Annotated in this window: 15 protein-coding genes; 3 read left to right on the forward strand and 12 right to left on the reverse strand. The window is 64.6% G+C overall.

Annotation, left to right across the window (positions count from 1 at the left end):
• Positions 1-15 precede the first annotated feature (15 nt).
• Both ACZ50J_RS22455 and ACZ50J_RS22460 read right to left on the reverse strand, forming a co-directional pair.
• Entirely contained in the window at positions 16-1,053 is a 1,038-nt protein-coding gene (locus ACZ50J_RS22455) for a hypothetical protein (RefSeq protein ID WP_464301456.1), read from the reverse strand.
• A 42-nt stretch (positions 1,054-1,095) separates the two neighbouring features.
• Positions 1,096-1,671: a hypothetical protein gene (locus tag ACZ50J_RS22460; RefSeq protein WP_464301457.1), complete on the reverse strand. Its 576-nt coding sequence runs from the start codon at positions 1,669-1,671 to the stop codon at positions 1,096-1,098.
• Between the two features lie 230 nt (positions 1,672-1,901).
• Here ACZ50J_RS22460 and ACZ50J_RS22465 point away from each other — a divergent pair, with 230 nt between their 5' ends.
• Positions 1,902-2,339, forward strand: a complete 438-nt coding sequence (locus ACZ50J_RS22465) for a hypothetical protein (RefSeq protein ID WP_464301458.1) — start codon at positions 1,902-1,904, stop codon at positions 2,337-2,339.
• Positions 2,339-2,653, forward strand: coding sequence for a hypothetical protein (locus ACZ50J_RS22470; protein ID WP_464301459.1), 315 nt, complete (start codon positions 2,339-2,341; stop codon positions 2,651-2,653). Before ACZ50J_RS22465 ends, ACZ50J_RS22470 begins: the two co-directional genes overlap by 1 nt.
• Before the next feature lie 305 nt (positions 2,654-2,958).
• Here ACZ50J_RS22470 and ACZ50J_RS22475 read toward each other — a convergent pair whose 3' ends face one another.
• The 3 genes from ACZ50J_RS22475 to ACZ50J_RS22485 all read right to left on the reverse strand — a co-directional run bounded on the left by ACZ50J_RS22475 (position 2,959) and on the right by ACZ50J_RS22485 (position 7,597).
• Positions 2,959-4,785, reverse strand: coding sequence for a phage tail tip lysozyme (locus tag ACZ50J_RS22475; RefSeq protein ID WP_464301460.1), 1,827 nt, complete (start codon positions 4,783-4,785; stop codon positions 2,959-2,961).
• The gene (locus tag ACZ50J_RS22480) at positions 4,785-5,444 is read right to left on the reverse strand and encodes a hypothetical protein (protein ID WP_464301461.1); all 660 of its coding nucleotides are present in this window, start codon (positions 5,442-5,444) and stop codon (positions 4,785-4,787) included. Before ACZ50J_RS22480 ends, ACZ50J_RS22475 begins: the two co-directional genes overlap by 1 nt.
• Before the next feature lie 140 nt (positions 5,445-5,584).
• Positions 5,585-7,597: a VWA domain-containing protein gene (locus ACZ50J_RS22485; RefSeq protein WP_464301462.1), complete on the reverse strand. Its 2,013-nt coding sequence runs from the start codon at positions 7,595-7,597 to the stop codon at positions 5,585-5,587.
• Positions 7,598-7,906: 309 nt separating this feature from the next.
• Here ACZ50J_RS22485 and ACZ50J_RS22490 point away from each other — a divergent pair, with 309 nt between their 5' ends.
• The gene (locus tag ACZ50J_RS22490) at positions 7,907-9,052 is read left to right on the forward strand and encodes an ATP-binding protein (RefSeq protein ID WP_464301463.1); all 1,146 of its coding nucleotides are present in this window, start codon (positions 7,907-7,909) and stop codon (positions 9,050-9,052) included.
• Between the two features lie 1,534 nt (positions 9,053-10,586).
• Here the strand turns inward: ACZ50J_RS22490 and ACZ50J_RS22495 are convergent.
• The 7 genes from ACZ50J_RS22495 to ACZ50J_RS22525 all read right to left on the reverse strand — a co-directional run bounded on the left by ACZ50J_RS22495 (position 10,587) and on the right by ACZ50J_RS22525 (position 18,633).
• Positions 10,587-11,066 carry a hypothetical protein gene (locus tag ACZ50J_RS22495; RefSeq protein WP_464301464.1) on the reverse strand — a complete coding sequence of 160 codons (480 nt, stop codon included), beginning with the start codon at positions 11,064-11,066 and terminating at the stop codon, positions 10,587-10,589.
• A gap of 284 nt (positions 11,067-11,350) precedes the next feature.
• A complete protein-coding gene (locus ACZ50J_RS22500; RefSeq protein ID WP_464301465.1) occupies positions 11,351-12,544 on the reverse strand; it encodes a hypothetical protein in 1,194 nt (397 codons plus the stop codon).
• Positions 12,545-14,430: 1,886 nt separating this feature from the next.
• Positions 14,431-14,697 carry a hypothetical protein gene (locus tag ACZ50J_RS22505; RefSeq protein ID WP_464301466.1) on the reverse strand — a complete coding sequence of 89 codons (267 nt, stop codon included), beginning with the start codon at positions 14,695-14,697 and terminating at the stop codon, positions 14,431-14,433.
• Between the two features lie 344 nt (positions 14,698-15,041).
• Positions 15,042-16,139, reverse strand: coding sequence for a ParA family protein (locus ACZ50J_RS22510; protein ID WP_464301467.1), 1,098 nt, complete (start codon positions 16,137-16,139; stop codon positions 15,042-15,044).
• A gap of 1,089 nt (positions 16,140-17,228) precedes the next feature.
• Positions 17,229-17,714: a hypothetical protein gene (locus tag ACZ50J_RS22515; RefSeq protein WP_464301468.1), complete on the reverse strand. Its 486-nt coding sequence runs from the start codon at positions 17,712-17,714 to the stop codon at positions 17,229-17,231.
• 177 nt (positions 17,715-17,891) lie between these two features.
• Complete coding sequence (locus ACZ50J_RS22520; protein ID WP_464301469.1) at positions 17,892-18,164, reverse strand: hypothetical protein; 273 nt, start codon at positions 18,162-18,164, stop codon at positions 17,892-17,894.
• 49 nt (positions 18,165-18,213) lie between these two features.
• The gene (locus ACZ50J_RS22525; protein WP_464301470.1) at positions 18,214-18,633 is read right to left on the reverse strand and encodes a hypothetical protein; all 420 of its coding nucleotides are present in this window, start codon (positions 18,631-18,633) and stop codon (positions 18,214-18,216) included.
• Positions 18,634-18,690: the final 57 nt, after the last annotated feature.

The raw sequence follows: 18,690 nt of genomic DNA on the forward strand, positions 1-18,690 counted from the left end.
TCGTGGGTCTCCTCGTCACGTGGCTTTGGGTGTCATGGTCAGCTGGTCGAGGACTGAGCGGGCTGTTCCGATCGCAGCAAGTAGGGCGTGGCCGTTGCCGACCTGTTCGATGCGGTTGTCACGGCGCAGCATGAGCACGTGAGCCCCGGGCCGATCGGTGTGCGTGGGCTTCTTCACGGCCACGTGCAGTGGTTCGACGTTGCGCATGTCGGTCCACACGCGACGGCCGACGACTGCTGATGGTTCGGGCACGGGTTCGGACCCGTCGGATTCGGCAAGGGCGGTTGCTGCGTCGGCGAGCTGGTCGAGAGCGTGCGCGGCGACTGCGGGGTCGTGCCATACGCCAACTTGCATGCTCAGATTTCCGAAGGTAGCGACCAGGGTCAGCAGCGGAATCCCCGACACGTCAGAGGTTCCGGGTCCGATGTTGACCTCGTAGGTGCATCGGCTGCGGGTGTCCGCCATCGGGTCGACCCCATCGGGGTCACGCACGATCAGCCCGTACGGTTCCGCGGCGGTCTCATCATCGGTTGCGACGCGCACGGTGTCCTCGGGGCGGTGTACGTCGATGTATTCCATGGACCCGTGAGCGGTGGTTCGGACGACGACGATGTCCCCTGCTGGGTTGCGGCTGACGTACCGGATCAACCATGTCGCTTCCGGGTCGTATGACGGCGGCTCCTCATCGGCCACGGACCACCCTGCCTTCACTTCGGACCACGGGTGCGTGGTGAGCGTGGCCTCGAACGCGGCACGCTTCTGTGCAGCTCGGTCCTTCGCATCGGCCGCCTGCCGCTGGGTCCGTTCCGCGGAGGTTTCGCTGGGGTCGTAGTCCTCGGCAAGCACCCATCCGCCGTCGGCCTCTTGCACGGCTTCGACGTCATGGCACTCCCCCGCACATTCGGGGCATCCGTCCTCGTCAGCACGGCCCATGAAGCGGTTGCACTGCTCGCAGCGGCGCTCCAAGGACCGTTCGCCGCACGTGCCGCACTCGTAGCACCGTTCCAACTCGTCGGATGCCCAGATGGTGTCGCACTGCTCGCATCGAGCCATGGTCTGCACGGTCGCCAAAGTCTGCTCCTGTCCCATTACCGGTCAGCCCCACGTCACGTTCGCGTGGTGCTCCTGCGCGTACTCGGCGACCCTGTGCAGGTGCGCCAGCACCTCCGTCATGTACGTGTCCCCGCGCTCGGGCGCGACCACAGTGCCACCACCGTGCAACGTGATGCTCTCGGCTGCGGCCCCGTCATTGCTGGGGTAGATCGCTTCGGCGATCAGCACACGGCCGATGAACTCATCCGCCGTGGTGGTACCGCACGAGTACATGTCGGCCATCGCTTGGAACGCGTCTGCGAAGGTGCCGTCCGCTTCACCGACCGGCTTCTCGTTGTCGCCGTAGCCGAGCGCGTTCAGCACACGAGCTGCGTTACTGCACGACAGCCGCACCGACGGTGAATCCTCGGTGGGGTGGTGCAGTTCGATGCGTGCCCCGTCCCCGAAGCAGGCGGTGGGGTCGCAGCCCAGGTCGTGGTTGCCGTCACGAACCTTGACCAGCACCGCGCCCGCACCGGCATAGGTGGCGGTGTGCACAGTGTTCGCTGCTGTCCCGCACACGCAGGTCACCTCGTATCCGGTGACTTCGCCCATTTCGGCGATGAACTCGACACTCATGACGTTTCTCCCTCACTGGCCCGTGCGCTTGGCTGTTCCGACTCACACCACATTAGTGGTTTTTCGAGGGACCGGTACCCCGATATTCAAGCCCCTCAGGACGGAGTCGGACAGCCAACCGCTCACCCGACGATGGCCCTACCCGAGTTGCACGGATGCGAGTATCGTCAGTTTTGTCGGAACATCCGTCGAACAGCGAAACCTCACAATCACGAATCGGATCTACTCACATGGAACATCCACACGAACTCCCCGACGCGGTGAGGGACTGGGTCGCCACCCAACCCTCCCCTGTCGCAGCAATCAAGGCCCTTGCCTCTGCTTATGACGTCGCGATCGCCTACCAAACTGTCGAGAGTCTTACGGCAGATGTGAATCGGCCACTGACCAGCGAGGAGATCGAGAGGCTGGCTGCCGAGTTCCCCGGGTACGACGAGTGGCTCGACAACTCAGGCGCTGCCGAGTCGATGAGCTACTGGCGAGACCTCACCCTCGCCCGCGCGGGCATCCCCGTCGAATGCTCCTCCTGCGGCAGTCCCATGGTCATCACCGACGGCGGCGCCCACCACGTTATTCCTGGCCGTGACCAGCTCCGGTTCGACTACGACGCCGACGACGATCACGCGCCCGCTTACGAGTCGCCGATGACTGCTGAGGGAGCACTCTGATGAGCACCGCATGCCGACCTGCCCCGGGGAGCGTTCACAACATCGGCCCGGTCCGCCTCAGCCGCTGGAACCGTGCCCGCGGAACCGCGATCTGGGAAGCGCACAACGCTCTCACCGGACGCACCGCCACGTTGTGGCGCACAGACGGAGATGACACTGCCTGGCAGTGGAGATTGACCTTGGGTCACCCCTCCTGCGACAAGCGCGAGCCGCGCATCATCTGGGTGGACGAACTGCTCGAATGGGTAAGTACCGACCGTGCGGGGACGGTCTCCACTCGCCAGGTCACTGACTTGCTCGACGCAATCCTCTGAAACAGCCTCAAATGCCGGTATTACCGGTGCTCCGGGACTGGCAGCCCGGTGTTGGGGCAGTGGTCTCGGTGTCCTTGTGTCGGCTCGTGAAACCCGCACATCGTGCACCGGCCCCGGCCTCTCACCAACTCGTAGCCCTCCGGGATCGCCATAAGTCTGCGCAGTCCGCTGCTGGGCGGCCCTTGAAGGAGGGCACGGCTCGTCTCATGCGCCATCGGTTGACCTCCTGGTGTTCCGATACGCACACACGATAGTTGCTTATCGGGTCACCGCCGGTCCTCGCCAGCAGTCGTGACGACGATGAGTCAGAGCGGGGCTCCTCGCTGTGCCATGAACAGCGCTGGGTCAACGGCGGTCTTCGTCGTGGCCTGGCCACTTCCTCGCTGCACTTGGAAATGCAGGTGCGGTCCTGTCGAGTCACCCGATCCGATCGCACCAGCCTTTCCGCCGGACAGCCCGATCTTTTGGCCCGCCTTCACATGGTCACCGACCTTGGCGATGAACTTGGACTGGTGCATATAGAGCGTGTACCAGTTACCGCCGCAGCTGACTGTGGTCACGAAGCCGCCCCACGCCACCTCATCGTTCTCTGACACGACGTTCCCCGTGCATGCCGAGACGATCGGGGTGCCTACCGGGACGGGGATGTCGTCGCCGTAGTGGAAGAGGTGCTTTCCGCCCTGTCCGGGGTTGTTGCGCCACCCGAAGGGCGAGGAGATGGCGTGGTGTGTCTTCAAGGGGTTGACCCACTTGGAGGACGCTGGAGGGGCTTTCCGTCGGTAGTAGTGAGCACCTGAGAAGTTCGCGTACAGGGTGCTGCTGCTCTGCCGAGCCTGCGGTGCGTAGCCAATGATCGAGCCGCCAGCCTGGGATGCCTCCGCGAACACACCTTGAAACCCAGGGATCTTCCCCACGTACACCCACGTGTGTTGAAGACCGCCAGTGGTGGAGATGCCGACGTCGCCGGGTTGCAGGTCCTTTATGGACAGCTGGGAGGCTGCGCCGAGCGGCTTCCAGTTCTTCTTCAACCAGGCTTCTTGCGTGGTGGTGTTGCCAGCTCCCGCGCTGATCTTGGCGCTGTGGTTGTACGACGTGTCCCATCCTGAGTCGACCATCAGCGTGGTGACGAACGCCCCGCAGTCATCGCCGTCCGGGCGGCTGGGCGGCGTTGGGTTGGGCATGTGGCCGACATACCGGCCCTGGATGGTCGCGGTCTTGACAGCCTTGCTGTATCCGGCTGTCTGCGCCAGGTGCCCGTCTGGGTGCGACGTCGGCCACGCGTAGCTCTTCACCGTGGCTTGGAGGGCGCCGACGTCGCCCGCGTCTGATCCGTCACAGACCTTTTCGTCGGCGACGGTGTCTGTGGCCGCCAGGTTCTGCTTGAAATCAGCCGGTTGCACCCCTGCCGCCTGTTTCTTGAACTTGTTGTAGACCGACTCGGCGTTGGCTTGGCGTTTCGGCAGCGTGGAGTCGCCCGCGCCTTCGTACTTGTCGAAGAACACCTTCGCCGCAGCAGCCGGGGTGGAAGTCTTCTTCAAGCTCGCGGTGACTGCCTTGTATGGCGACGGGTGACCAGACCACTTCGCGAACCCCAACTCCCATCCGACATAACGCAATTGGCCGTCGATCGTTGTCGGGCTCTTGTGGATGGTGGCGACGAACGCTTCGAGCTTCGGCCACCGGTCGTTCGGGTCCCATTGCGCGATCCCCTGGTATCCGCCGGAGTTGCGGGCAGTGGGGTCGAGGTTCGGGCCGGACTCCTGCTGGAAGTTTCCGATGATCCCGGCCGCCTGCGGAAGGGACAGCCCGACGTCCTGTAGGTACTTGACCGCGGTCGCGACGTTGCTGCCTTCGTTGCTGACCGGCACGACTCCTGTCGGTGAGCAATCATCCGGGGTGTCGGCGGCCTGGGCAGCTCCGATGCCGCCGATGATCTGACCCATCCCCAGGATCATGTTCAGTGTCACCTGCTGCGCGATGATGCCCAGCACAACCACGCAGGCAGCGACCTTCCACCACGTGCCCTTCTTCTTCGGCTGCTTTGTCGCAGCCTTCTTGGCGGTCTTCTTCACCGCCTTCTTGACGACTTGCTGGCCGATCTTCTTCGCGGCCAGAGCGATCGGGAGAGGCATCAGTCCCCCGGCGCGAACGTCTTAGATGGTCCGTTTGTGCCGATGGCGCCTTCGTAGCCACGCTGATCCAGCTGCATCGAGACCAACCACCCGTAGTCCGCCTTCTCGGCGTACTCCAATACCAAGTAGAACCGCTCCCCATCGGACAGGTCCACGCGCACCACTGGTGCGCCCACTCTCGCCGAGCCCGCGTTGTCGATGACTGGGCTCCCCTTGATAGTCGCGTCCGGGATGACCGACCCAGTCACCATCGCCTGGCTGTTGATTTGGTCCGCGGTTGCAAGTCCCTCGAACGACTTTCGCCGGTCGGCTTCGCCTTGGGCTGTGAGGTACGTGGTCATGAACTCTCGCGCGAGGCCGAGCACGTTTTCACGATCCGATTTGGCAACTCCGGTGGGCGCAGACGTGGCATTCGGTGGCTGCTCTTGTCCCGTCGGCGCAGGAGGCTCCGTGCTGCCTGCTTCTACCCCCGTCGGTTGAGTGGGTCCGGGCGCCGGGACTGTGGCCGTGCTCGTGGGGCTCGTCTTCGCGGAATTGCCGTCGCTTGTGAACTTCCACATGAGCCAGCACCCGGCGATGGCCACCACCAGAAACGCAATGACGATCGCGCGTGTACGCCACGCGGGTTGCTCCTGGCCAGCGTCGACCCGATCACTCATTTGGACAGAACCTCGCTGTTGTTACGACGGTGTGACAGCTATGCGCCAGATCAGCATAACTGCACGTCGGGCCCACCACCTCGATCCCGTCTCTCAGGGTCGAGGTGGTGGGCCCGTGACAGGCGCGCCAGGGAGGTTCCCTACGCGGCAGCGAGCACGCCGCTGATCGCGGCACCGATCACGGCACCGAACTTCGTCGTGCTCGCGAGCACCACGTTCGTAGCTTCTTTGCACAGCAGGTCCGGGGTCGGAGTGACCCACAGCACCGCGACGCCCTGCGCTGTCAGGCGTCGCACCCGGGCAATGACCTCTGCCCGGCTTCCGCCGATAGCACCGTCTGTGACGATCACCAGGACCCGGGCGGCGTGCTCGTTGTAAGACAACCCGAGCGCCGCGTCGAGCGCCGCCACAGCGGCCGGGCATCCGGTGGAGCCACCCTCGCATCGTGCTACCGGGACCCTTGCGGGTATCTGCCCGGGCTTCATCGTCATGTGCGGCGCGGTGTTCCACGCAACGGCAGCGATCTTGCCGTCCAGGTGGCGGGTCGACTGAGCAAGGGACCACGCCAACTCTGCCGTCACCATCTGCCAAGGCCCCATCGAGCCGCTGACGTCCCCAGCGAAGCCGACCAGCAGCGGCGGGTTCGGCGTCTCACGGCGGTGCGTCTGCCGGTACGGGGTGGCGGTCGGCACGGTGTTTGCTGCGATCTGCGCCCGGCGCTGCACTTCGGCTCCCATGCGCATCCGGCCCGGGGGCAGCGCGGTCGCGCGAGTGGTGCGGGTGACGGCCCGGGCCTGGTTACGGCGCAGCACGCGAGTCAACGCACGGGCCTGTTCCACAACTGAGGCGCTGGGCGCCATTTCGTCGTACACGGTGCCAGCTCCGGTGCTGCCGCACGCTCGCCCCCACTGCCGGTTCGCCTCGGATCGGGCAGCGCGCTCGGCTGCCTGCTCGGCCTGGGCACGCGCGGAGGGTGCCACTGGTTTGCTGGCGGAATCCTCACCAAGCTCCTGGGCTGCGGCCTGGGCCGTTTGGTGCGTCGTATCTTCGGCGCTGTCTGCAATTTCGTTGTCCAGCTCGCCGCCGACGGCCGGGGTCTCGTCTGTCGGTTCCAGTCCCCCGTCGAGGTCGCCGTCTGTCCATGATCCGCACGGCATCTGCTGGGCGTTTCCATTGGCGGACCCGTCCTGGTTGGTCCCCGCGGGTCCAGCTGCGGAACCGTCGTCGCTGCTCGGGTCTCCGTGATCACCAGCGGTGGTCGACCCCTGTTCCTGGCCTTGCCCCCCGTCGCTGCCTTCGCCCTGGTCAGGCTCGCCGCCACCCTGCCCCTGCTGCTCGCCGTCCTCGTCCTCGTCCTCGCTGTCGCCTTCTTCCTCGTCTTCGTGTCCCGGGGACCGGTCAAGCAACGCGAGCACATCGGCAGCTGCGGCCAACAGTCCGTCCTGGTCGCCGTCGGCCAGGACGACCGCACGCTCCAACGCCGATTCCAGTTCCAGCAGAACCTCATCGGTGATCACTGCTGCGATGTCTTCGCGCAGTCGCTGCACGTCGCCCTGCGAGAGCACCCCTGCCTTCCAGCGGCCCAAAAGCAGTACCGCGCAACGGAATGCGGACTCTGCTGGGTCAATCTTCGGCTGGGCGCGGAACCGCAGGCTTCCATCAGCCGTGACGAGCTTCTTGGCCGAAATCTTCATGAATGACCGCAGCTCTCGGCGACGCGCGAGCACCTGCCCCTCCATGCGGGGCTCTTCCAGCATCATCGCCCACGAGCACACCCTGCCGTCTGTGCCGTCCGGGAAGGTCACTCGCGTGTGCGCGGCATGCCCGGCCTCGTGTGCAGCGACTCCCATCATCGCTGGGAAGTCGCACTGGTCCGCCCGGTAGCTGGGGTCGATCGTGCCCGGCTCATCAACACCCGGGGCCAGAATCCGGTTCGCTGAGAACCGGATAGTGCCCAGTGCCGGGATGAACATGCCGGGCACCAATGACCGGGCACGGTCGGGGTCCGTGAGGGCGCCCACGTCGGGGGTGACCCGCACGGTCAGGTCTTTACGCTCGGAGACCTTGTTCACAAACGGGCGCATCCGAGACGCCAACCCGGCCCAGTCGTCGTGGTCCGGTGTCTCCCAGACGTTCTGCTCGGTGGTCTTCATTGCGGGTGCCTCTCGCGAGTTCGTGGCTGCTGGTGCGTTCCGACATCCACAAGACTATGAGTGCGTGGTGACAGTTAGTAGCCCCGTTTTCGGTGCCACCCGGGAGGCGCTAAACGGGGGTTACGTCTGTCGTATGGCACCGGCAGTATGGGAACCGTCGGAGCTACACAGAACCAGAAAGGCCCACCAGTCATGATCCTCCACGGATTCGTCAGTCGAAAGAGCGACAGCAGCACGGCCGCCGTGCTCGCCTTCCCTGATGGCTCATACCTGATTGCCACCCTCCCAGCAGACTTTGCCGCACCTGCGTTGACCACTGACTCCCCGTGGAGCTACCTGCCGAACTCGGCAGGTCAAGGTAGTCGCGCGGTCCACGCGTTCACCACGCACGCCACCGAGACGTTCGCGATCGACCCGTGCGCGGTTCCGGTCCCCGATGGGCTGACCGCGAACGATGCCGCCGAAGTCCTTTCCCACTTCCTCGAATCGCACGCCGACGGTTCGATCCACGCGACATACCGAAGCGTTCGCGCTCTGAGCCGCGCGTACGAGATTGCTGTCGAAGACGGCGGGGCACCTGCCCGGCAGCGCGTTCGGGTCGAAGACCGTACGCAGCCATTGGTTTTGGCAGATGGGGAGGTGCTGACTCGACCGAACGGTGAGACCTACCTGCCTCGTGACCTGGTCGGGCACACCGACGCCGCCGCACTGCGCAGGGCACGAGACGGTTCCATGTATGCGCTGCTGCGCGGGGAGCCTGGCACCGGCAAGACTGCGCTGGCTGATGCCACCTTCCCTGACCTGGTGATGTTTTCGTGCACGGGCGACACCACCGTCTCGCACCTCGTCGGATCGTGGATGCCGAACCCCGACGGCACTTTCCGGTGGCAAGACGGGCCGCTTACGGTCGCGATGCGCGAGGGCCGCGTCTTCCTTGCCGATGAGATCGACCGCCTCCCCCACGAAGTGTCGGCCGTGTTGCACTCGGCAATTGACGGCCGTCGCGTGCTCCGCATTGACGACCGCCCCGACATGGAGCCGATCACTGCCGCAGATGGGTTCTACGTCATCGGCACCTACAACCCCCGCAACCTGGGCGGGAAGCCGCTGCCGGAAGCGATCTTGTCTCGGTTCCCGTTGCAGATCGAGGTCGACACCGACTTCGACGCTGCCGAATCGCTCGGTGTCCCGGAGAAGTTCGTTGCATTGGCGCGAAACCTCGCACTCAAAGCTCGCCAGGCTGTTGCTGACGGTGGCGAACCGGTGTGGGCTCCGAACATGCGTGAGCTGCTGGCCGCGAAGCGCTTCATTGACGCTGGGTTCGGCGAGACGTTCGCTCTTGCCTCAGTGATTGACTCCTGTCCGGTCCCCGAGGACCTGCCCACCCTCCGTGCTGAGGCCCGGTCGATTTTCGGCCAGGACGCGGTCTCGATGCGGCTCGGCAAGCACGTCTGACCGGAGCAACCACCACCCGGCGGGCGCCCAGCGAAGCACGTTGGGCGCCCGCCGGGTGCTGTCTCGGTTCGCAATTCCGGCCACCGCCTTCCAGGAACTCGCCTCAGATGCAGGCATCCTGGTGGTGTGACTACACATCGCTCGCACGCCATACGAGCCGCATTCGCCGCAACCGCGGTCTGTCTTGCTGCCGCAGCATGTTCTAGCAGCGGACAGCACGCCAACGGCACCACGTCCGCCGCTCCCCCGGCCTCGTCGGGAGCAAGTTCACCTGCGCCTGCGTCCGATACGTCGGTTTCCATCAACCCGGGCACGCCGCACGGAATGCGACCGAACGGAACGTGGCAGACGGCTGGGTCGAACTGGAACGTGTCGATTCCGGGGCAGGCGCCCAAGGACCAGGTGCAGGCGGTACAGGCGTCGGGACGCGTGTGGTTCCTCGCCTCGCAGAGCGCCCAAGATGACGGGTCACCCAGCAAGCTAGCGGTTGGCTCGTTCGACGCCGCACGCCCGACGGCGACGACGTACACGGCACTGCCCACGAGTATGATTCCCACGACTGGTCAGACGGTTCGACTCACCGTTGTGCAGGATCGCCCGGTCGTTGTCTCCACGATGGGTGGGGTGGACAGCATTGCAGCGGCGAGTGTTTCCACTACCGCCCCATACAAACTCGGCCACGTTGCCACTGAGAAGGCGCTGCCGCTGAACGATGGCAGCCCGGCAGCGACAGACGTCCCGTTCTGGGACTCGCTACTTCCCGGGGAGGTGACCAACTTCAAGCAGGGGGTCCAACGCTCGTTCGATCCAGTGTCGGGGAAGTGGGCGTCCGGTCTTCGACCCAAGCATCCGGGTGCGACCGTTCTTGCGACGATCGGAGCCGATCCTGCATCCGCGACCACGGTTGAGCTGGTCGGCCGGGCGACGGCTGCCGCATCTCGCAAGCCTGGGCACCTGTATGTCGGGTCCACGGAGGTCAAGACCTCGATCCTCCCGGCAGTCGGCACCAACAACATGAGTGGGCCATCTCCGACGTCAGTCGTCACGCCCGTTGCGGCCACGCCCCAGTTCGCCCTCATCTCCGTGCAGGTCTCAAACACGACCGCTACCAGCCCACGAAGCCAGTTGCTGCTGGTGCGGCCTCACTCATCGACGGCAACAGTCGTAGCTTCGGACAGACCAACGGATGTGAGGGTTTCGAGGTCCGGCGCCGTTGCAATGGTGACGTCAACCTCGTGCATCATCGTCTCTGCGAAGGGTCAGCGAGTCGCTAAAGCGGCATACGGTGCGGGCGATTGGACGATCGCTTCGTTCGACGGGACTACAGCGTGGCTAGCTGATTCGAGTGAGCAGCCGACGGCCGCCAGCTGTGCAGCACCGATGAAGAAGGTCGCCACGACCGATCACCCGGCGAGTTCGCCTGTGCTCACTACTGATTCGAAGGCCACCGTGTTCCCGAGCTATGCAGGGACGTCGGCCACGACGTTGGTGTGGCAACCCGCAGAGAAGTAGCACTCGCCCGGGTTTGCTGTGATCACCGTGCTCGATTGATCCCGGTACGCCAGTCGGTGGTGCCGGTTTGCCATCCGGGGAAGTCGGTCGGCATGCCCGTCATCCCGGACAGGCGAGACGCTGCCGCCGCACCGACCAGCTCATACACCTCAGGTAGGGAGTGGTTCGACGTGAGGAATAGGCAGGCGCCCAGTTTCTCCACGCGCGACAGGAGACCTAGCCACACTGCGGTCCGTACCTGCGGGGACGAATACAGCGCCATACCAACCTCGTCCACGAAGACAACCTTGGTCGTGTGCGGCACGATCGACCGCCACGTGCCCTTGGTGTTCGCCGACTGATAGTCGGACACCTTCGAGGCTGGGACCAGCAAGTCCTGCTCGGTGCCGGTCACGATCTGGTCCGGGGTCAGCTTCCGGGTGCGGACCATCTCGATCAACGTCGCCCACACAGCACATGTCTTGCCAGCACCAGTCACACCGATGATGGGGATTGCCCGCATGGGGCCACCCTGTTTCGGAGAAGGGACGTCCGGCCACGAGCTGGCAAACGTTCTCAGCACCCTGCGCAGCAAGTCGTTGCTGATCCGATCCAGCGACGCTTCGCGCGCATCTGCCGGTACTCGGTGCCGCAGGAACAAGTCAGTGCGCGACACGGGTGGCTCATGGTCGACCGGGCCAGAGCAGGCGTCACACCGAACGGCGCCAGGGAACCGGGCAGCTACCAGAGCGATCGTTGGTGTGTCGGCACCGCACCGGGAGCAAGGGACGGTGGTCATGTCCATGGTCAGTGCTCGGTGAAGAAATCGTCGCCCAGCATTTCGCCGAGGGTCTGGTTGCTCGCCTCGTAGTCAGCGGCAGAGATACCAGCTGCCCCAGCATCGGCCTGCGCGATCGTCGCGAACCTGTCCCCTGCTGTCCGGCCGAGGTGAGCCCGGTACTTCTCCGGGAAGTTTGAACGCACTTCCCAATCCTTGGGATTGAGGACACCTGTCTCGTGGAACGCGGCCACGATGACCTCGTCCGGGACACCGTCAGAGTGGAAGTCACGCACCGCGGCGCGCTGCACCCGCCACCATCGGCCGCGGTCAGCCTTTGCGATGGGCACTGACAGCTCTTGCTCTTCGCGGTCGGCCAGAATTTGGCTCAGGACCACATCAGCTGCCTTGTTCTTCTCTCTGGCGGCCCGGGCGGCGCTCTCCTTCTCCGCGGCCTTCTCGGACAACGACACGATCTGAGCCACGGGAAGTGGTTGCTGCTCGTCGGGTTCGTCGTCCGCTACGGCCTGATCCCAGCCGCCCATGTTCAGGTTCCCCTGCTGGGTTGCCCCGGGGTCGAGGTCAGCAACGTCGGTGACGTCCGAGTTGTCTCCGGCGTCGGTTGATCCTTCGGTTCCCGCGTACTTGTAGTCCTCTGGCCCGAACCCAGCAGGCCAGATGTGTGACGGGACCAGCTGTCGCATTGCCTGGACGGGGTCGGAGGGGTAGTCACTCATCCGCAGCCCGTTCGGGGTGAGCGCCTTCATGCTCACCTTGTTCACGAGTCGATATGCAACGCAGTACGCCTCGGGGAGCCACGAGTCGCCGTACTGTTCGCTCTTGGATTTGCCGGTGACTGACGGGTCCACGTTCGAGTTCAGGTAGTAGACGCCTTGCAGGTTGTGGTCGTTCTTCGCGAGGTTGAACCGTCGAAGAATGCGCCGATCCTCTTCGGCCAGGAGCACACCGCACGCCACCAGTGCCTTGATGACGCGTTTGATCGTGGACTTGGACACGAACGTCCGGCGGCTCAACTCCCCCGGCCGCTCGTAGTACATGCCGAATCTGGTGGGAAGTGGCACTCCGAGTGCCCTCACCGTGTGACCGTCTCCGGCTCGCTGTGTCATCGCGACGAGGAGGAACCGGGCGAACGAGTCACCCGTGTGCACGTTCCAGGCCCATTGGTGCGCCTTGTCGTACTCAAATTCGTAGTCGCCACTCATCGGGGGTACCCCCCGGCGGCGGGTGAAGATGTCATGAGACAGAAACCTTCCGGGTCACCGAATCATCAACTGGCACAGCTGTGCTCGTTGATGCGGGTGGCCGTCGCGTGTGGTCATCCGGGTCAACTGCTGGGGCTCCCGACACGAACTCGGGGTGCTCCGACAGACGCGAAGTGTCAGGTAGCCGACCTGGCAATCCGCTTCCGTGTCCCGAAGGTTGGCGACCCATCGAGTCACGGTCACTCCTGCGTGGCTTACGCCACATCAAGCGTGTTTCGGTGACCGTACCAGTTGAGAGCGGCCATCCGTGTGTACGCCGCGCCGTAACCGCCGATCCAGCTATGGCTTCGTTCTCGGTTGTTCCGATGCGGGTGCACGGTATGCACTGTAGCTGTCGGGCCAGGCCACTGTCACGGCCCTCCCCGTTGGGGGCGACGACCAGCATCGGGCGACCGGTGCAGCGGCGGTATTTCCGAGGCTATCTAAAAGACCCTCCCCCACGGAGGGAATTGTCATTGATCCTCATTTGTAATGATCGGGTATTGCCCGCTGACGAGGTGACACGCATGGGGTTTTGCGAACCATCTGCGTGTGGGCAAAAGAAACGGGCCCTCGTGGGGAACCACCCCCACCAGGGCCCGTAACCGGCTATTTCCTATGCACCCGGACGATGCCATCTAGGAAGATGAAGCCGAAGCTTCGATCTGTCAGGTGCCACTCTACACGGTCGACCGTCGCAAGGTCAGCACCTGCGGACGGCAAGTCCGGACGGAGTCCGGGGGTGGCCTGGTTTTGCCAGAGCTGGCGATGGCGCCCCAACCACCCCGGGGCAAGCGAGCGAAGCGAGCGAAGCGCCCGGGGGAACCTTCTTACTTCCCTCTTCTCACTAACCCTTCTTCATAGGGGGGTCCACTGTGAACCACCCCGGGGTGTCAGGGTGAACCCCCCTGGGGGGTCACTGTGAACCCCCGACCGAATCTTGGTTGTCCCTTCCGCCCACGATTGAGGGGTCCACTGTGAACCCCTTCGCTGCTGTGATTTGTCCATCTGTCAGTGGTTGTGCGTCTCTGGCGGATGCCCAACCACTGACAGTCCCACTGGCGCTTCAACCGGCTCACCGTCCACGGGCCCTGCACAAATGTCTTCACCGCCATGCGCCCTCACGCCCCAGGAAGAGTCGACACGGATTCACCTGAGAAGCACCACTGATTCTTTAACAGACGAGCAGGAATGCACCGGTGCTGCATTCTTTAGGCTCGTACAACGCGCAGGTGGTAAGTCCCGACTTTTCGACTCCCTAGAAGCCGTATCTGTGACCGGCATTTGGTGATTAGGCGCGCCCGGCATTGAGCGTCTACGAGCCCGTGCCCACCGACCCCCGGCGGCTCCCCGTGGGAGGCCCCTCCGCGGCCACACGTGGGCATCGACCGCCCGAACTAAGGCAGACGGAGCAAATTTGGTCGGCGTGTCGCAGCCGTGTCTCCCAGGGAGACGGTCGGCGAGGCGGACAGGCCAGGCGCGTCGGAAAGGTCCACGACAAAGTGAAGGGCAACCTTGGGTGGTTAGCCCAGGTTGCCCTTCGGGAGCCGGTCCCTCGTCAACGATGCGGTCGCCACCACGCCGTCTCAGAGTTACTGACTCCGATAGAGAACGGGCAAGTCGCCTGCTGCCTTTACACCAGCCCCAGAAGCGCCTGTTTGTCGGAACATCCTCGGAGAGGAACCACGCACAACCCAGAAGGGCGAAGCAGCGGCACTCAACCAGGGCTGGTGCAAGGAGGCAAGAACAGTCTGACCGTTCCCGTCCTGATCCCAGGGTACACAGCGGACAAGGTCACCTTCCACTCCTCGTCACGCTGTGTCGCCTGGAAACGTATCCGCTGAGCGTCAGCTCCTCCGGCGTCGGTCCGCGGGGATCAGCTTGATGAAGTCAGGGTCGTTGAGGTGTTTCAACCCCATTCGGATCAGGGCCTCCCGGAACGCGGACTCGTTCGGGGAGTAGCCGAACGCCCCAATGTTCTCCGCCGTCCACAGTGCCTGCGCCAGGGCAATCTGGGCCGGAAGCGAGCTGCTGATCTTCGAGCTGGTGTCGCGCACCTTGGGCTCGTCTCCGGTGAGTTCATAGTTGATGGCAGACAGGTCGACCTCACGCACAGGTCCGTGAGCATTCGGCCTATCCGGGACGGGCGCGACTGGTGCCCGGGGTGTGGTTGGTGCCCGGTTTGTGGTGACTCGGCGGGGTGCCGGTGCCCTCGTTTGCTCCTCGGTGGGCGACGCAGCAGGCTGGACCGCTGGCTTCTCAACGACGGGAGTCGACTGTTCGTCAGGGACAGGGGCGGCCGGTGGTTCCTGAGATGGGGCCACTCCCCCGGTCATGTCTTCGAGGTCTACTGCCGACGGGGTTGCGTCCTGCTCGTCCGGCCGAGGCGCGGTCGGGATGCCGAACTTGACGGCCCGCGACGACGATGGCCTGCGTCCCGCAGGATTCTCACTCATGACTACGCCCCTCCTGAGGCATCAACCTGCGCGACCTCAGCCGGAGCGAAGAGTCCGTATTCCGGGTGGTCGGCAATGACCTTCGCAACATCGGCGAACGCCTTGGATTCAGTGGCTTGCAGCAAGCGGACACCGAGTTGCGCGATACCGCGCAGCAGCGGCTGCGCCCCCAACGCGTCCTTGCGGAGAAAGAACGCCGAGGTCGGGTCCGCCAACGCGTGCTGGGACGCCGACAGCGGGAGTCGCTCCTTCGCGAGCTTCGGCACGATCTTTCGATCCGGCAGAATCTCCGGCCAAAGAGCCGCCCCTGATGTCCATTCGGGTGCGCCGGGCACTGGGCCTGGCATGGCAAGCGGCCTGGTTAGCGGAGTCTGGTCCACGCCAGCCAGCACGGACTTGATGTGGTCTACGCCCTCGCCATGAGTGGCCTTGGACTGGGTACTGAACTTGGTGCACACGGCGCCAACGAAGCGCAGGTCGAGGTCGTACGCCTCCGCGATCGCCTCGTTGAGGTCGATCTCGTTCGCGATGCCCTTTGCTGCGGCATCTTCGGGGTTGGCGATGCCGAGTGTGGAGTAGGCGGCGTGAAGGATGATCCAAGCCAGACGGCTGGGCGACGACCCGGTGTCAATCAGGACCAGGTCGAAATGGCGGGCCACGCCGGACAAACCCTTGGCCAGGCGGCGCTCTGACCCTGGGGCACCGGAAATGCCTTCGACAGCCGAATCGATCGCGTTGGACCCCGGGATGAACGCAACTTTCCCGTTGGTTCCGGGCACCGCTCCCCCGGCCTCGTATGGCAGGTCCGTGCGTGGCTGCCAGGCGGGCGGTGCTTCAAGGATCATGTCGGCGGCGGCGCCGGTCTCTGTGCTCTCGATCAGGTCCTTGATGGTGGCATCGCCACCTTCACCCGCGTCGTAGCCGATGTTTGATTCGGTGAGGTGCGCGTTGGAGTCGGCGTCGATCAACAAGACCGTGGCACCGAGACGCGCAAGTTCGTGGGCGCCGTTGGCGACCGTGGTGCTCCGCCCAGTGCCGCCCTTCTGGGTGCCGATGCGGACGGCCGGTTTCCGGTCCGGGTCGACTGCGGATGTCGTCATGACGGACAGCGTACCGGTGGGTGTGGGTCACAAGCGGATAGTCGCGCCAATGCCTCATATGAGGTGTGTGCAGACTACGACGCACATCACTCATATGAGGCACACGTGGTATATGACGAATAAACCGTATATGACTCATGTGGCGTATGTGAGGCGCATGACGTATGTGGGGCGATAACCCCAAATACAGCATGTGAGGTAGTTAGATCAAAATCACGTACAACATGCCGAATGCGCCGCATCTGAGGGATGTGGTGCATGTGACGTACATGCGGTACATGAGGGGTGTCACAGTGAACCCCTGCGTGTGCAAATTTTGTCCCCTATGGGATGCCGATCCAAGATAGGGGCAGGGTCACCTTCGAGCGCGGGGCTCGTGACCCAAAATCCCCTGGCACGACAGGGGAGTCTCGCGCCTGGGCGGCTGCGAGCCAAGGGCGATCGCGAGTCGGTGTTGTACGTCATTGCTGGATATGTGCCCCACTTGCGTCACATGGGGGGTGTCACTGTGAACCCCTTCGCGTGCAGATTTTGTCCCCGTCCGCGAGGTTGACCTGTTGAGCTTCCCGGAATGAGCTACAGACAGCCCCGCAGTCCAACGCTCAGTTCGCCACAGCTCCCCGACGTCACACGCTGACTCACCCGTCGGCGACGCCCAACGGGAAGCCGGGGGAGTGGTCCTGGTGAGTACCAAAGGCGCGCGGCGGCCTTGGGTGGCCACCACCCGGGAGGGTGGCGCCGCGGACAGGTGCGGCGGCGGTTGGCCCCGGGGGTGGGCCCTTCATGGGTTTGCCCTTGGGATGTCCTTGCTGGCCCGCGGGTCGCGCTCGGGGTTGGTTGGCCTGGCGCGACGGGTGTGCCTGGTTGATGCGGTTGCCGCGACGTCGAGGACGACTTGGGGAGGGGTTTGCCTGGATGGGATGACCGGTCGAGGGCAGCAGCGGACGCTTCACCGCGGGTGGCTGGAATCTGTTGATGCCGCGACTGTCGTCATGGCCTGGTCGGCAAGCCCAAGAGGCTGTCTCCCGGGGAGACGGACAGCTGGCGAGGAAAGAGGTGGGAGACAGGCTCTGCTGCCCTGTGCCGGGGTTAGTTGGTTGTTCCGCGAAGGTCGTCTCGGTGTGCTTTCCACGCATCGGCCAGGATGCTGGTGAGCCGGTCGCCGGTGGCGTTGTTGGCGTGGTCGAGCACGGCCCGAAGCGCCGTCTCGCTGTCGGGCACGATCTGCGTGAACCGCGGGCTCCCACGCCGTCCCGCGCCGATGAGGAGAAGCACTGCGGTGTAGAGGGCGTAGAGCGGCAGGACCCACCAACCCCAGACGTAGGTCAGGTAGGCGCCTGCGGCGAACCATGCGGCGATGAGCACGCGTGACGTCGCAGCGACCCGGGCCCGGACGTACTGGCCGACCGTTGGGACCTCGCGAGGGAACCAGGCGATGTGGGTGTGGGTGCCATGCGTATGCGCCGCCAGCTCGAACATGTCGTAGTGGACGGCGGCCGTTGCGCTCAGTCCCAGCCCGTAGGCCGCGGCCATCGCGTACTCGCGTTGGGTCTTTGGCGTCAGGTGCCCCTCCATGTCAGCCATCGTGCCCTAGATCACCGACAGCGGATCGTGCCCGAATCGTGTCCTGTCTCCCGGGGAGACGGACAGCCAAGGCCCCTTGCGATGTTGGGAGACGGGGATGCTGGTGACTCGATGCTGTTGAAGTCTGGCCAGCGTCAGCTACGCGTTTTGTCCCTACCAGTGAGCGGCTTACGCCAGGGAGCGTGTGATCGAGCGCAGTGCTTGGTCCCAGCAGCCTGCGCAGTCGGGGGTGAAACGTCCGTCAGCTCGCGAGAGCCCGTCGCAGACGTGCACGAACGGGTCATCCGCATCTGGCAGCAGTTCGCTGATGTGTGCGGTGACCTGACGAAGGTGGTTGGCATCTGCCAGTAGGGCTCGAAGGTCAGTGGCCAGCAGTTCGGCGGGCTCGGCGCCGGGGTCGGCATGGACCTGCCCGACCCTCTCGCGGTCGATACCGCTCATTTTGTCCCTCTGACGCAGGAACTCGGAGACGTGGTCGTGGGCGGTGCGGTCAGGCCCGGGCATGGTTCCGGTCCCCTTCATTGAGTGCTTCGAGGATGGTGTCAGCGACCAGCCGCTGCTGACGGCCGACGGCCTGATCGCCGAGCACTGGGCTGGCGGTGTTGGCAGCCGCCTGAGTGGTGAGGCGGTCGGCCAGCTGACGGACGTGAGCGACCTGCGACCGCAGCCGCTCGACCTCGCTGACTGGCTGCGCCGGTGCGTCGAGGTGGGCCGTGGTGCAGCCGACGTCTCCGCACCCAAAGTCGGGGTGCGCGGCCACATGCCCGTGCTGGGCGCACGCTTCGCAGTGTCCCGGCAGCCCGACGCTTTGCCGAGCGGAGTTGTTGCCCGCGTACGGATGGGTCGGTGGCGGAGGCTCGCTGAGCGTGATGCCGTCGGCGATGGGTAGGTCGCTGTCTTGATGAGCCACCGGATACATGAGTTTTGTCCCCTAGCTGTCGTGGTCGGTGATGAGTCCAGACAACCA

Source organism: Flexivirga sp. G2 (assembly GCF_055397625.1).

What these genes read in the sequence shown, in the direction of transcription:
- ACZ50J_RS22500 (WP_464301465.1), bottom strand. Translation starts at nt 12,544, where the DNA reads ATGAGTGGCGACTACGAATTTGAGTACGACAAGGCGCACCAATGGGCC.
- ACZ50J_RS22485 (WP_464301462.1), bottom strand. Translation starts at nt 7,597, where the DNA reads ATGAAGACCACCGAGCAGAACGTCTGGGAGACACCGGACCACGACGAC.
- ACZ50J_RS22515 (WP_464301468.1), bottom strand. Translation starts at nt 17,714, where the DNA reads ATGGAGGGGCACCTGACGCCAAAGACCCAACGCGAGTACGCGATGGCC.
- ACZ50J_RS22510 (WP_464301467.1), bottom strand. Translation starts at nt 16,139, where the DNA reads ATGACGACATCCGCAGTCGACCCGGACCGGAAACCGGCCGTCCGCATC.
- ACZ50J_RS22455 (WP_464301456.1), bottom strand. Translation starts at nt 1,053, where the DNA reads ATGGCTCGATGCGAGCAGTGCGACACCATCTGGGCATCCGACGAGTTG.
- ACZ50J_RS22520 (WP_464301469.1), bottom strand. Translation starts at nt 18,164, where the DNA reads ATGAGCGGTATCGACCGCGAGAGGGTCGGGCAGGTCCATGCCGACCCC.
- ACZ50J_RS22480 (WP_464301461.1), bottom strand. Translation starts at nt 5,444, where the DNA reads ATGAGTGATCGGGTCGACGCTGGCCAGGAGCAACCCGCGTGGCGTACA.
- ACZ50J_RS22465 (WP_464301458.1), top strand. Translation starts at nt 1,902, where the DNA reads ATGGAACATCCACACGAACTCCCCGACGCGGTGAGGGACTGGGTCGCC.
- ACZ50J_RS22460 (WP_464301457.1), bottom strand. Translation starts at nt 1,671, where the DNA reads ATGAGTGTCGAGTTCATCGCCGAAATGGGCGAAGTCACCGGATACGAG.
- ACZ50J_RS22495 (WP_464301464.1), bottom strand. Translation starts at nt 11,066, where the DNA reads ATGCGGGCAATCCCCATCATCGGTGTGACTGGTGCTGGCAAGACATGT.
- ACZ50J_RS22470 (WP_464301459.1), top strand. Translation starts at nt 2,339, where the DNA reads ATGAGCACCGCATGCCGACCTGCCCCGGGGAGCGTTCACAACATCGGC.
- ACZ50J_RS22475 (WP_464301460.1), bottom strand. Translation starts at nt 4,785, where the DNA reads ATGCCTCTCCCGATCGCTCTGGCCGCGAAGAAGATCGGCCAGCAAGTC.